Origin of the sequence: Jatrophihabitans sp., from assembly GCF_036388195.1 — a bacterium.
Classification (GTDB): Bacteria; Actinomycetota; Actinomycetes; order Mycobacteriales; family Jatrophihabitantaceae; genus Jatrophihabitans_A.
The window spans coordinates 1-13088 of record NZ_DASVSG010000038.1; the positions used below are offsets into that span (position 1 = coordinate 1).

A 13088-nucleotide genomic window follows, 5' to 3' on the forward strand; every position below is an offset into this window, starting at 1 on the left:
AGACACTTCCCTCCGCGCTGAGCGCCAACCGCCAACCGCTGAGCGCCAACCGCCAACCGCTGAGCGCCAACCGCCAACCGCTGAGCGCCAACCGCCAACGCCAACCGAGGCGACGACGATGTCAGCCCGGTTCGCCAGGCGGCAGCCAGGCCCCTCCCGGGGCCAGGCAACCGGGAGCAGACCTACTCCGGCAGCAGGGCCTTGCGGCGGGCGACCTCCGCCTCGGCCTTGGCGATCCGCTGCGGATCCCCGGACGCCTGTGCCTTGGCGAGCTTGGCCTCCGCCTCGTTCAGCCGTTCCTTCAGCTGTGCCAGGAACGGATTCGAGTCGGTGGCGCCGCGCTTCCACTCGGCATCGAGGGCCTCCCGGACCCGCTGCTCGGCGGCGCGCATCCTCGCCTCGACCCGCTGCATGGCATCGCGCGGCACGTGCCCCAGCGCTTCCAGCTTCTCCTGCAGGTCCCGCAACGCCACCTGCGCCTGCCGCGGATTGCTCACATCCAGCGTCGCGGCTTCGGCGATGATGGCTTCCTTCTCCTTCAGGTTCTGGCTCTGCTCGGCGTCCCGCTCGGCGAAGACCGCCGACCGCCGCTCGAAGAACACGTCCTGCGCCGCCCGGAACCGCTTCCACAGCGCGTCCTCGGTGTTGCGGTTGGTCCGCGGCGCGGCCTTCCACTCGTTCATCAGCTCTTTCAGCGCCGCCGAGGTCTCCCGCCAGTCCTCGGAGGTGGACAGCTGCTCGGCCTGGGCGACCAGCTTCTCCTTGATCGCCTTGGCGGCGTCGCGCTCGGTGTCGAGGGTCGCGAAGTGGCTGCCGCGCCGCTTGCCGAAGGCGTCGCGGGCGGCGGCGAACCGCTTCCACAGCGCGTCGTCGGTCTTGCGGTCGATGCCCTTGATCAGCTTCCACTCCTCGACGATGGCGCGCAGCCGGTCGCCGGCGACCTTCCACTGGGTGGAGCTCTCCGCGATGGTCTCCGCCTCGGCCGCCAGGGCTTCCTTCTTGGCGATCGCCTCGGCGCGGGCGGCGTCGCGAGCCTCGGCCTGCTCGCCCATCTTCGCGTCCGCCGCGGTGATCAGGCTGACCAGTTGGGCATCCAGCGCAGCCAGGTCGCCGACCGCTTGGACCGTCGGCAGCGAGGCGTGCAGGGTCATGGCCTGGGACTTGGTCGCCTTGGGATCGCCGGCGCCGGATTCGAGCCGCTTCGCGAGCAGGTTGATCTCCGTCTGCAGGTCCTCGAACCTGCGGACGTAGTAGGCTAGGCCGGCTTCGGCGTCGCCTGCCTGCCAGGAGCCGACCTGCCGCTCCCCATCGGCGGTCCTGACGAACACCGCCCCTGCCTCGTCGATACGTCCCCATTCCGAACTCATATCCAGCATTAGACACGACCGGGGACGGCTACGGTGCAGCCGGATAGCCTCTTGCAACGTGACTGACACCGACACAAGCCCGACCGGCCCTCCGGTGGTGGCGATCGTCGGACCGACCGGGACCGGCAAATCCGATCTCGGCGTGGCGCTGGCCCGGCGCATCGGCGGGGAGATCATCAACGCCGACTCGATGCAGCTCTACCGGGGGATGGATATCGGCACCGCCAAGCTGAGCCCGGCCGAGCGCGGCGGCGTCGTCCATCACCTGCTCGACATCTGGCCGCTGACCAAATCCGCGGCCGTCGCCGAGTACCAGAAGCTGGCCCGGGCCGCGATCGCCGACATCGCCGGGCGCGGCCGGGTTCCGGTGCTGGTCGGCGGCTCCGGGCTCTACGTCCGGGCCACCCTGGACCGCCTGGAGTTCCCCGGTGAGTCGCCGGCGATCAGGAGCCGGCTGGCCGCCGAGCTGGCCGAGGCCGGCCCGGCCGCCCTGCACAGCCGGCTGGCGCGGCTGGACCCGGCCGCCGCGATGGCGATCCTGCCGTCCAACGGCCGCCGGATAGTCCGGGCGCTGGAGGTCATCGAGCTCACCGGCGGCCTCTTCACCGCCCGGATGCCGGGCTTCGAGTCGATCTACCCGACGGTCCAGATCGCCTTGGAGCACCCGGATCTGGAGAACCGGGTGCGGCGGCGGGTGGACCGGATGATGGCCGCCGGCCTGCTCGACGAGGTGCGCCGGCTGCTGCCGCTGGGGTTGCGCGAGAGCCCCACCGCGGGCAAGGCGCTGGGCTACCAGCAGCTGCTGGCGGTGCTCGACGAGCACGGCGAGCTGCGCGGCAACCTCGACGACGCCGTCGAGCTGACGGTCCGGGCCACCTGGCGGTTCGTCCGCCGGCAGCGGTCCTGGTTCCGCCGGGACCCGCGGCTGCGCTGGCTGGACGCGGCGGCTCCGGACGTTCTGGACACCGCGCTGGCGCTGTTGCCCGCTAGGCTTGGCTCGTGAACCGCGTGCTGCCTGTCATGAAGGGGCATGGCACCGAGAACGACTTCGTGGTGCTGCCCGACCTCGAAGCGACGGTGTCGATGTCGCCGTCGATGGTGCGGGCGTTGTGCGACCGGCGGGCGGGCATCGGCGCCGACGGCGTGCTGCGGCTCACCCGGACGGCGCTGGCCACCGAGCCCGACGTGCTGGCCCAGGCCGACGTCGCCGAGTACTTCATGGACTACCACAACGCCGACGGCTCGATCGCGGAGATGTGCGGCAACGGGCTGCGGGTGTTCGCCCGGTACCTGGAGCAGGTCGGGCTGGCCGAGACCGGCGGCAGCGTCACGGTGGCGACCCGCGGCGGCCCCAAGGCGCTCAGCTTCGACGGCGAGCACATCACCGCCGACATGGGGCCGGCGACCGTCCGTCCGGAGCGTCCCCGGGTCAGCGCCGCCGGCCTGGACGGCGAGTACGAGGCGGTGGCCCTGGACCTGCCCAACCCGCACGTGGTGGTGGAGCTGGCCTCGGCAGATGATCTCGCGGCCCTGCGGCTGACCGAGCCGCCGCAGGTCCGGCCGGGCCTGCCGGACGGCCAGAACGTCGAATTCGTGGTGCGTACCGGGCCTGACCGGGTGCGGATGCGGGTGTACGAGCGCGGCTCGGGCGAAACCCGCTCGTGCGGCACCGGGATCTGCGCCGTGGTGGCGGCGGTGGCCGGGGCGCAGGCCGGCCAGGAAGCGGGCTCGGCGGGTTCGGGTTCGGCCTCGGGCCCGGGCTCGGGCTCAGGTTCGGGTTCGGGTTCGGGTTCGGGTTCGGGTTCGGGGGAGTGGACGGTCGAGGTGCCGGGCGGTGAGTGCCGGGTGTGGTGGAACGCCGAGGGCAACATGATGCTCTCCGGCCCGGCCGTCCTGGTCGCCAGCGTCGAGCTGTCACCGGAGTGGCTCGCAACACACCGCTGAGGCGCCCGGTTGAGGCGCTCGAGCGAAATTGTTTCGCGCTCGCGCGCGTTTGGCTGTCACCATGGATGTAATGACTGCTTACCGACGAAACGAAGCTTCCGCCGAATCCGTTGATCCGGCCGACGACGCCCACTACCTTTCCCCCGCCGCCGAGGCCGACGGGTCCATCCAGCTCGACTATGTCGATGAAACCGATGTCGATGAAACCGATGTCGATGAGGCCGAGACCGACGAGGCCGACGCCGCGGAGCTGGACGAGTTGGACTACACCCTCGGCGAGTACGACCTCTCCGAGCGCGCGGCGTTGCGCCGGGTCGCGGGGCTGTCCACCGAGCTCACCGACATCACCGAGGTCGAGTACCGGCAGCTGCGGCTGGAGCGGGTCGTCCTGGTGGGTGTCTGGACCACCGGCACCCTGACCGAGGCCGAGAACTCGATGCACGAGCTCGCCCGGCTGGCCGAGACCGCGGGCTCCGAGGTGCTCGACGGGCTGGTGCAGCGCCGCGACCGGCCGGACCCGGCCACCTACATCGGCTCGGGCAAGGCCAAGGAGCTGCGTGACATCGTCGCCAGCACCGGCGCCGACACCGTCATCTGCGACGGCGAGCTGACCCCGGGGCAGCTGCGGCAGCTGGAGCAGGTCGTCAAGGTCAAGGTGGTCGACCGCACCGCGTTGATCCTCGACATCTTCGCCCAGCACGCCCGCTCCCGCGAGGGCAAGGCCCAGGTGGAGCTGGCCCAGCTGCAGTACCTGGTGCCCCGGCTGCGTGGGTGGGGTGAGTCGCTGTCGCGCCAGGTCGGTGGCCGGGCGGCCAACGGCGTCGGGATCGGCGGCCGCGGGCCGGGTGAGACGAAGCTCGAGATCGACCGCCGGCGGATCACCGCCCGGATGGCGAAGCTGCGCAAGGAGATCTCGGGCATGAAGACCGCCCGGGACGTCAAGCGCTCCCGGCGCAACAACAACGAGGTGCCCTCGGTGGTGCTGGCCGGCTACACCAACGCCGGCAAGTCCTCGTTGCTCAACCGGCTCACCGGCGCCGGCGTGCTGGTGGAGAACGCCCTGTTCGCCACCCTGGACCCGACGGTCCGGCGTGCCGAGACCGCCGACGGCCGGGTGTACACGCTCTCGGACACGGTGGGCTTCGTCCGGCACCTGCCGCACCAGCTCGTCGAGGCGTTCCGCTCGACGCTGGAGGAGGTGGCCGCGGCCGACCTCATCGTGCATGTCGTGGACGCCTCCGATGAGGATCCGGAGGCCCAGATCCGGGCGGTGCGGGAGGTCCTGTCCGACATCGACGCCCTTGGCGTGCCGGAGCAGATCGTGTTCAACAAGGCCGACGCCGCCGACGCCGAGACCCAGCTGCGGTTGCGCAGCCTGGTGCCGGACGCGTTGTTCGTCTCGGCCCTGACCGGCGCCGGGATGGCCGAGCTGGCGAGCCTGATCGAGGCCAGGCTGCCTCGTCCGGACCGCTCGGTGCAGGTGCTGCTGCCCTACACCCGCGGCGACCTGGTGGCCCGGATCCATGCCGACGGCGAGGTGCTCTCCGAGGAGCACACCGGCGACGGCACCCTGATCAGCGCCAGGGTGCGTCCGGACCTGGCCTCGGCGCTGGCGGAGTTCGCGGAATTGGCGGCGGCTGCCCCGGCCGGCGAGCGGTCAACCGGTGTTTGACCCGATGCCCGCGTAGGCTTGGCTCCAGTTGGTGCCTCAAAGCTGCGTTAGGGAGAGTAATTATGACTGGCTGGACGTCGCCGTCGCACTGGGTGATCATCGCACTGCTCGTGCTGGTGCTCTTCGGATACAAGAAGTTGCCAGAGATGTCGCGCTCGGTCGGCCGGTCGCTGCGGATCTTCAAGACCGAGATCAAGGGCATGGACGCCGACGACGCGGCTCGCAACTCGGCTGAGACCGGTACGCCCGGCGCCGCCCAGCCGCAGGCCGTCACCCCGCCCGCGGTCAGCTCTCCGGTCGTCGCCCCGCCCGTCGTCACCCCGCCGCCGGTGACCCCCTCGGCCGTCGCCCCGGTTACCCCGGCGCAGACCACCCCGTCCGCTGCCGAGGAGACCTCCCAGCGGACCCAGGCCTGAGCCTGTTCCGCCGCAAGGCCTGACGAGCCGGGGGACCGGCCGGTCAGGCCTCGCGGCAGCCCGTCAGACCTTGCGCAGCACCGCCACCACCCGGCCGAGGATGGTCGCCTCGTCGGCCGGAATCGGTGAGTACGCCTCGTTGTGCGGCATCAGCCAGGCATGGCCGTCCCGGCGCTGCAACGTCTTGACGGTCGCCTCGCCCTCGATCATGGCCGCGACGATCTCGCCGTTGGCGGCGTCGGGCTGCTGGCGCACCACCACCCAGTCGCCGTCGGCGATCGCGGCATCCACCATGGAGTCACCCCGGACCCGCAGCAGGTAGAGGGTGCCTTCGCCGACCAGCGTCCGTGGCAGCGGGAAGACGTCCTCGACCACCTGCTCGGCCAGGATCGGGCCACCGGCGGCGATCCGGCCGATCAGGGGCACCATCACCGCCTGGGGGGCGTGGGCGTTGAGCGCGTCGTCGTCGGCCGGATGCAATCCCGTCGGACGGGTGATCGGCTCGTCCTGGTCCTCGGGGGACCGGACGTCCAGCGCGCGGGGCTTGTTCGGGTCCCGCCGGATGAAGCCCTTCTGCTCCAGGACGGCGAGCTGGTGGCTGACGCTGGAGGTGGACTGCAGCCCGACGGCGTCACCGATCTCGCGCATGCTCGGCGGGAAGCCGCGCTGCTGGACGGTGTTGCGGATGACGCTCAGGATGGTGCGCTGGCGCGCGGTCAGCCCGTCGCCGCGGTCATGGTCGGGAAATTCGGCGATGGTGCTGTTCCTCGGGCGTCCCGGTCCTCGTCTGGTCGGTGGCTTGGGCGGCTTGGGCACCGGAGTCTCCCTTGTCTGTGCTGGCCTGCTGGCCTGATCTGCGTGCGCTGGGGGCGGTTCCCCAGCTGCGTTGTCGGTGAAGGACGAGCGTGCCGACGGTAGCGCCGCAGGAGTAACGATTCAAACACCTGTTCGAATCGGCGTGTCGCCAATCTGGTTTCTGTCGGAGGCTTGTAGTAGACATCCATGCAGAGATCCGATCGAAAGAATGTTCGACCAGTACAGCGTAACTGGCCACCCGGTCAGCTGGAGTGAGGAGCCCGACATGTCAGTCGCAACCGAATGTCCCCCGGTGGTGTCCGTTCCCGCCGGGGCACGGCAACTGCCGCGCGGCGGCGCATCCAGCGTGCCCGCCGCTCCGGCGGCCCGGCCCCGGCTGCGGCTGGTGCCGCCGGTCGAAGGCCCACAGGCGCTCCGTCGCCGGCCTGCGGGAGCGCGTGGCGCCGGCCTGCGCCGGCGGCCGGCTGCCTGCGCGGTTCCGCCGGCACGGCTGGTCGAGGCCGGCATCGGCGCCGGGCAGTTCGAGGCCCGGCCGGTCCGCCTGACCCGGCGGGGCGTGATCGTGGCCGCGCTCGGCGTCGCCCTTGCCGGCGGTCTGCTGCTGCTGACGGCCTACCTGTCGGCAGGCTCGGCGGTGGCCCCACCGCCGGTCGCGCCGGGGGCCGTCGTCACGGTTCAGCCCGGCGACACGCTCTGGTCGATCGCCGGCCAGGTGGCGCCGGGCCGCGATCCACGTCGGGTGGTCGAGCAGATCCGGCGGTCCAACCACCTCGACTCGGTGTCCTTGACTCCTGGCCAAACCCTCAAGGTCGGCTAAAGGTTGAACTTGTTCTTCGGCCCTCCTGTGGACCGCGGCTACGGCGTCTCAATTCATGTCGTGGCGCTACTTGCGGAAGAAGTGGGGACGCTCTAACGTTCTACATGTAGTAGTTACACGCATGTACTTCGTCCACAAGTTGGGGTTTGGTAGTCCACAGGCCATCAACATGAAGGGGCGGGCCATCCACGGCGCGTCCCCAGGTTGTTGACAGGTCCCTGTTGATAAAGCCCCTCCAGCAGCATGCACGCAGCTCGGCGGAGCCATTCGTACCGCACACCGGTTTAACGTTGGGAGTCATCGCATGCGCTGCCCGTACTGCCGCTACCCCGATTCGCGGGTGGTGGACTCTCGCGAGCAGGACGAGGGCCAGGTCATCCGGCGCCGTCGCAGCTGCCCGGAGTGCGGCAAGCGCTTCACCACCGTCGAAGAGGCGACCCTGGCGGTCATCAAGCGCAGCGGGGTGACCGAGCCGTTCAGCAGGCAGAAGGTCGTCAGCGGGGTGCGCCGGGCCTGTCAGGGCCGGCCGGTCGACGAGGACGCGCTGGCCCAGCTCGCCCAGGCGGTCGAGGAGGCCATCCGGGCCACCGGCGCGGCCGAGGTGCCCGCACCCGAGGTCGGCCTCGCCATCCTCGGGCCGTTGCGGGCGCTGGACGAGGTGGCCTACCTGCGCTTCGCCAGCGTGTACCAGTCCTTCAGCTCCATCGAGGATTTCGAGAAGGCGATCAGCGAGCTGCGCGCCGAGCACCGCACCGCCGGGACCGGCGAGGCCGACGAGCCCGCGCCAGCCCGGCCGCCCGCCGCGACCCGGCAGGCATCACCACAGCAACCACACGGGATCACCAAGGAAAAGGGGCACAGCGGGTTATGACCGAAGTTGTCGAAGGCGGGTCCAGCGGCAGTTCTTCCTCGAGTGCGAAGAACGCCGGCAAGCCGGCTGGTTCCAAGCACGGCGGAGACCCCCGCGCGTTGAAGGTCACCGCGAAGGACCAGCCGGTGTACCCCGCCAACGGTCTGGTCATCGAGCGTGTCTACACCAGTGAGGGCATCCACCCCTTCGACGAGGTGGACTGGGAACGCCGCGACGTGGTCATGACCAACTGGCGGGACGGCTCGGTCAACTTCGAGCAGCGCGGCGTCGAGTTCCCCGAGTTCTGGTCGGTCAACGCCGCCAACATCGTCACCACCAAGTACTTCCGCGGCGCGGTCGGCTCCGAGCAGCGCGAGTGGTCGCTCAAGCAGCTCATCCACCGGGTGGTGCACACCTACCGGGTCGCCGGCGAGGAGTACGGCTACTTCCGCTCGGCCGCCGATGCCGAGATCTTCGAGCACGAGCTGACCTGGATGCTGCTGCACCAGGTGTTCAGCTTCAACTCGCCGGTCTGGTTCAACGTCGGCACCAACTCCCCGCAGCAGGTCAGCGCCTGCTTCATCCTGGCCGTCGACGACACCATGGACTCGATCCTCAACTGGTACCGCGAGGAGGGCCTGATCTTCAAGGGCGGCTCCGGCGCCGGGCTCAACCTGTCGCGGATCCGGTCGTCGAAGGAGCTGCTGTCCTCCGGCGGCACCGCTTCCGGCCCGGTCAGCTTCATGCGCGGCGCGGACGCCTCGGCCGGCACCATCAAGTCGGGCGGCGCCACCCGGCGGGCCGCGAAGATGGTCGTGCTCGACATCGACCACCCCGACATCGTCGAGTTCGTCGAGACCAAGGCCCGCGAAGAGGACAAGATCCGGGTGCTGCGCGACGCCGGCTTCGACATGGACCTCGGCGGCGCCGACATCACCTCGGTGCAGTACCAGAACGCCAACAACTCCGTCCGGGTGACCGACGAGTTCATGCGCGCCGTCGAGGAGGGCCGCCAGTTCGGCCTGCGGTCCCGGTCCACCCACGAGGTCATCGAGACCATCGACGCCAAGCAGCTCTTCCACCAGGTCGCCAAGGCCGCCTGGGAGTGCGCGGACCCGGGGATCCAGTATGACGACACCATCAACGACTGGCACACCAACCCCGAGTCGGGCCGGATCACCGCATCCAACCCGTGCTCGGAGTACATGAGCCTGGACAACACCTCGTGCAACCTGGCCTCGCTGAACCTGATGAAGTTCCTCGGCTCTGATGGCGCCGGCAATTCCTTCGACGCGACCAAGTTCGTCAAGGCCGTCGAGCTGATCATCACCGCGATGGACATCTCGATCTGCTTCGCCGACTTCCCGACCGAGGCGATCGGCGTCAACACCCGCGCCTACCGCCAGCTCGGCATCGGCTACGCCAACCTCGGGGCGCTGCTGATGGCCTCGGGGCTGGCCTATGACTCCGACGCCGGCCGGGCGATGGCCGCCGCGATCACCTCGCTGATGACCGGCACCGCCTACCGCCGCTCGGCAGAGCTGGCCGGCGTGGTCGGCCCGTACGACGGCTTCGCCCGCAACGCCGAGGGCCACGCCCGGGTGATGCGCAAGCACGCCGCCGCAAACGACAGCGTCCGGCACTTCCACGAGACCGACAAGGCGGTGCTGGCCCGGGCGACCGAGGAGTGGGCGTCCTGCCTCAAGATCGGCGCTGCCAACGGCTGGCGCAACGCCCAGGCCTCGGTGCTGGCGCCGACCGGCACCATCGGCCTGATGATGGACTGCGACACCACCGGCATCGAGCCGGACCTGGCGCTGGTCAAGTTCAAGAAGCTGGTCGGTGGCGGCTCGATGCAGATCGTCAACCAGACGGTGCCGCGTGCGCTGCGGGCGCTGGGTTACCAGCAGGAGCAGATCGAGGCGATCGTCGAGTTCATCGCCGAGCACGGGCACGTGCAGGACGCGCCCGGACTCAAGCTCGAGCACTACGACGTCTTCGACTGCGCGATGGGAGCGCGGGCGATCAAGGCCATGGGCCACGTCCGGATGATGGCCGCCACCCAGCCGTTCCTGTCCGGCGCGATCTCCAAGACGGTCAACCTGCCGGAGTCGGCCACCATCGACGACATCGCCGATGTGTACTTCCAGGGTTGGAAGCTGGGCCTGAAGGCGCTGGCGGTCTACCGCGACAACTGCAAGGTGGGCCAGCCGCTGTCGGCCGGCAAGGAGGCCAAGAAGGCCACGTCGGCGCCCGACCCGGTCATCGAGCACCGGCCGATCCGCAAGCGGCTGCCCAAGTCGCGGCCGTCGCGCACGGTGTCCTTCGCCGTCGGTGGCGCCGAGGGGTACCTGACCGCCGGCTCCTACCCCGACGACGGGCTCGGCGAGGTCTTCCTCAAGCTCGGCAAGCAGGGCTCGACGCTGGCCGGTGTGATGGACGCCTTCTCGATCGCGATCTCGGTCGCGCTCCAGCACGGCGTGCCGCTGGAGACCTACGTCTCGAAGTTCACCAACATGCGCTTCGAGCCGGCCGGCCTCACCGATGACCCGGACATCCGGATGGCGCAGTCGATCGTGGACTACATCTTCCGCCGGCTGGCGCTGGACTACCTGCCCTTCGAGACCCGCAGCGCGCTGGGCATCTACACCGCCGAGGAGCGGGCCCGGCAGCTGGACACCGGCAGCTACGCGCCGACGGAGGACGATCTCGACGCGATGGCCCAATCGGTCCCGGTGACCGAGCCGAAGCCGGCGGTCAAGCCCGAGTCGGCCTCAGCGGTGCACAGCTCCACCGAGCTGCTGGAATCGATCATCGGCACCTCGGCGGACGCCCCGCTCTGCATGAACTGCGGGACCAAGATGCGTCCCGCCGGCTCCTGCTTCGTCTGCGAGGGCTGCGGCAGCACGTCCGGCTGCAGCTGAAGACCACCTATCTCGTCTCCCCTTGGCCGGCCGGCTACACGGCGACCCGAGAAGGACGGAAGCAACTACGGTGCTGTGCCCCCTAGATCCGCGGGGTCAAAGGGCCACAGCACTCAAGGCAGTGGCATCCTCCGACCCGGGCGGCAATGGTGCAGCGCCTGCTCGTCAAGTACGGCGTTACCCCGAACGGGAGGAAAGGGCAGTCGAGCTCGTGTTCGAGCATGCCGAACCTATGCGAGTGTTCGTGACTTGTGAGGATCAGCCTGTTCGACCACGAGGGGGAGGGCTCAGCACGTGAGTTGGTTCCGTCGACCCGACCGACACACACCTCTGGGCGAACCGCCGCCCGGCCGCCAACTCCCGCGCGACCGTGGACGGCTCTATGCCGACGATCCCATCGACAGCAGTGACCAGGACGACTTGGACCGCGGGCGCCTCGCCGCGCAGCTGACTCGCTCGATCGAGGCGGTCTCAAATCAGACGGAGAGCGCGGTCGTGAGTCTTGTCGGCCCTTGGGGCAGTGGCAAGACCAGCCTTCTGCGAGCGATCGAGTCACAACTGTCAGCCAAAGGCTGGCATCTTGCGCGGCACAATCCTTGGTCTTACTCCTCCTACGAGACCGCCGTGGCCGGTTTCTTCTCCGAGCTCCGACACGCAGTGCCGGACGAAGTGCTCGGCACAGGCAGACGAGAAGTCTTCGGCGAATGGGCAGCCCGGCTGGCTCCAGCCGGCGCGGTGGGTGGCCTTGTTGGGATCGATGCCACCGGGGCTCTGAACCAAGTGGCTTCGCTCATCACTGGTGATCGCAGCCCCGAGAAGTTGCGATCCATGGCGGCAGAGGCGCTGGTGGCGCTGGAGCACCCTGTGCTTGTTGTTCTCGACGATCTCGACCGTCTTGAGCCGGGGGAGCTGCTCCTCACCTTCAAGCTAGTGAGGCTGCTTGGTCGATTGCCGAACGTTTACTACCTCCTTGCCTACGACGAAGCCACTCTGGCCGACGTTCTCGCGCGTACTCAACTCATCGGGGAAGGTTCTGCACGCGCCCAGCAGTACTTGGAGAAGATGGTTCAAGTTCGGCTAGACATCCCTCCGTTGTTACCCGAGCAGCAGCTCGCACTCGTCAACCGGGGGATCGACGATCTTTGCGCGACACACCAGATCGAGCTAGGGCCGCACGAGCACGTTCGGCTGCAAGAGGCGTGGACGGAATGCCTCGCCAAGTACCTGGACCAGCCGCGCGCGATCAAGCGCCTTTTCACACAAGTTGATGCTCTGTGGCCCGAGGTTGCGGGGGAAGTCGACTTCGTCGACTTCTTCCTGGTTACGTTCCTGCGGACTTTCGAGCGCGGTGTCTACGACCTTGTGATCGAGAACCGAAACGAACTCCTGCGCGGCGCCACCTTCTCACTGTACGAACGACGCGGCGAAAGTAACGGGGACCGCTGGAACCGCTGGCAGAGCTTCGTCAAGAGTCGTGGAGCGCGGTACCCCTCCGGGGTTGCGCTGCTGCTGTCTGAACTCTTCCTATACCTCCGCGGTGCCCGCGAGAACACATCCTACTCGAGCGATTACCGGGACGACGTCCGGCGACGCCGCGGTCTCGACAGTGAGGAGTTCTTCGACAGGTACACCCAGGTCGGCGTCCCGGCGAGCGACCTATCTGACCAGCTGGTAGCTGCGGCCGTCGCGGAGTTGGAGGACCCCGAAGCGGGTCCTTCCCTCGCGCTGATCGAGGAATGGTTCCAGAGGGATGCCGCGAAGGTCACGAGAAAACTCGACCGTAGCGACCGGGTCCGTCCGCTGCCTGCTCGCACGGCGTTGCGGTTGCTCGGCGAGCACTACCTGAATGCGATGGATCAGAAGTCCGGCTTCCTCGGCATGTCGCCCGACTACGGGATGCTTTCTCTGGCGACACGCATCTGCGACCGAGGAGAGCCGGACGACGTGCTCGTTTTACTACAAGAGCTCGTGACATCAGGTGCCGCTGGCTTGGCTCTCGCCGCCGATGTTGTCCAGAAGGCGACGTACAGCGATGAGCAAGACGTAGACAGGCCCTGGCTCAAGCAGGCCACCGAACTTGTTGCTGCGGCGATCGAAAGCCACCTCAGGGCTGCTGCCAACGTACCGCTAGATCAGTCACCACGGCTGGTCCGGTTTATGTATGCCTATCGGCACCTGCGCGGCGTTGACGCAGCGCGCCAACTGAACTGGACACTCATCGAGTCTTCTGACTGGGATCTAGCGGATTTCCTAGCGCTGCTGGTGCCGATCGGCACCAGCAG

10 protein-coding genes and 1 pseudogene are annotated in these 13088 nt (G+C 68.8%); 8 read left to right on the top strand and 3 right to left on the bottom strand.

Annotated elements, in window-relative coordinates:
- Both VF612_RS03235 and VF612_RS03240 read right to left on the bottom strand, forming a co-directional pair.
- Positions 1-170 (bottom strand): annotated as a pseudogene (locus VF612_RS03235) (hypothetical protein); the annotation flags it as partial.
- Positions 171-182: 12 nt separating this feature from the next.
- A complete protein-coding gene (locus tag VF612_RS03240) occupies positions 183-1367 on the bottom strand; it encodes a DUF349 domain-containing protein (protein ID WP_408658409.1) in 1185 nt (394 codons plus the stop codon).
- A 58-nt stretch (positions 1368-1425) separates the two neighbouring features.
- Here VF612_RS03240 and miaA point away from each other — a divergent pair, with 58 nt between their 5' ends.
- The 4 genes from miaA to tatA all read left to right on the top strand — a co-directional run bounded on the left by miaA (position 1426) and on the right by tatA (position 5399).
- Complete coding sequence (gene miaA / locus VF612_RS03245; RefSeq protein WP_408658410.1) at positions 1426-2370, top strand: tRNA (adenosine(37)-N6)-dimethylallyltransferase MiaA; 945 nt, start codon at positions 1426-1428, stop codon at positions 2368-2370.
- Positions 2367-3311, top strand: coding sequence for a diaminopimelate epimerase (dapF, locus tag VF612_RS03250; protein ID WP_408658411.1), 945 nt, complete (start codon positions 2367-2369; stop codon positions 3309-3311). Before miaA ends, dapF begins: the two co-directional genes overlap by 4 nt.
- A gap of 70 nt (positions 3312-3381) precedes the next feature.
- The gene (gene hflX, locus VF612_RS03255; protein WP_408658412.1) at positions 3382-4983 is read left to right on the top strand and encodes a GTPase HflX; all 1602 of its coding nucleotides are present in this window, start codon (positions 3382-3384) and stop codon (positions 4981-4983) included.
- A 62-nt stretch (positions 4984-5045) separates the two neighbouring features.
- Positions 5046-5399 carry a Sec-independent protein translocase subunit TatA gene (gene tatA, locus VF612_RS03260; protein ID WP_408658413.1) on the top strand — a complete coding sequence of 118 codons (354 nt, stop codon included), beginning with the start codon at positions 5046-5048 and terminating at the stop codon, positions 5397-5399.
- A gap of 63 nt (positions 5400-5462) precedes the next feature.
- Here tatA and lexA read toward each other — a convergent pair whose 3' ends face one another.
- Positions 5463-6215: a transcriptional repressor LexA gene (lexA, locus tag VF612_RS03265; RefSeq protein WP_408658414.1), complete on the bottom strand. Its 753-nt coding sequence runs from the start codon at positions 6213-6215 to the stop codon at positions 5463-5465.
- 265 nt (positions 6216-6480) lie between these two features.
- Here lexA and VF612_RS03270 point away from each other — a divergent pair, with 265 nt between their 5' ends.
- The 4 genes from VF612_RS03270 to VF612_RS03285 all read left to right on the top strand — a co-directional run.
- Positions 6481-7032: a LysM peptidoglycan-binding domain-containing protein gene (locus VF612_RS03270; protein WP_408658415.1), complete on the top strand. Its 552-nt coding sequence runs from the start codon at positions 6481-6483 to the stop codon at positions 7030-7032.
- 304 nt (positions 7033-7336) lie between these two features.
- Positions 7337-7903 carry a transcriptional regulator NrdR gene (nrdR, locus tag VF612_RS03275; protein ID WP_408658416.1) on the top strand — a complete coding sequence of 189 codons (567 nt, stop codon included), beginning with the start codon at positions 7337-7339 and terminating at the stop codon, positions 7901-7903.
- Complete coding sequence (locus VF612_RS03280) at positions 7900-10806, top strand: vitamin B12-dependent ribonucleotide reductase (RefSeq protein WP_408658417.1); 2907 nt, start codon at positions 7900-7902, stop codon at positions 10804-10806. The genes nrdR and VF612_RS03280 overlap by 4 nt, the downstream gene beginning before the upstream one ends.
- Before the next feature lie 294 nt (positions 10807-11100).
- Positions 11101-13088: KAP family P-loop NTPase fold protein (locus tag VF612_RS03285; protein ID WP_408658418.1), on the top strand; the 1988-nt coding region annotated here is incomplete at its 3' end.

Bases quoted from the DNA above. Each gene is read 5' to 3' on its own strand.
- tatA (WP_408658413.1), top strand. From the start codon at position 5,046: ATGACTGGCTGGACGTCGCCGTCGCACTGGGTGATCATCGCACTGCTC.
- hflX (WP_408658412.1), top strand. From the start codon at position 3,382: ATGACTGCTTACCGACGAAACGAAGCTTCCGCCGAATCCGTTGATCCG.
- nrdR (WP_408658416.1), top strand. From the start codon at position 7,337: ATGCGCTGCCCGTACTGCCGCTACCCCGATTCGCGGGTGGTGGACTCT.
- VF612_RS03240 (WP_408658409.1), bottom strand. From the start codon at position 1,367: ATGAGTTCGGAATGGGGACGTATCGACGAGGCAGGGGCGGTGTTCGTC.
- VF612_RS03280 (WP_408658417.1), top strand. From the start codon at position 7,900: ATGACCGAAGTTGTCGAAGGCGGGTCCAGCGGCAGTTCTTCCTCGAGT.
- VF612_RS03270 (WP_408658415.1), top strand. From the start codon at position 6,481: ATGTCAGTCGCAACCGAATGTCCCCCGGTGGTGTCCGTTCCCGCCGGG.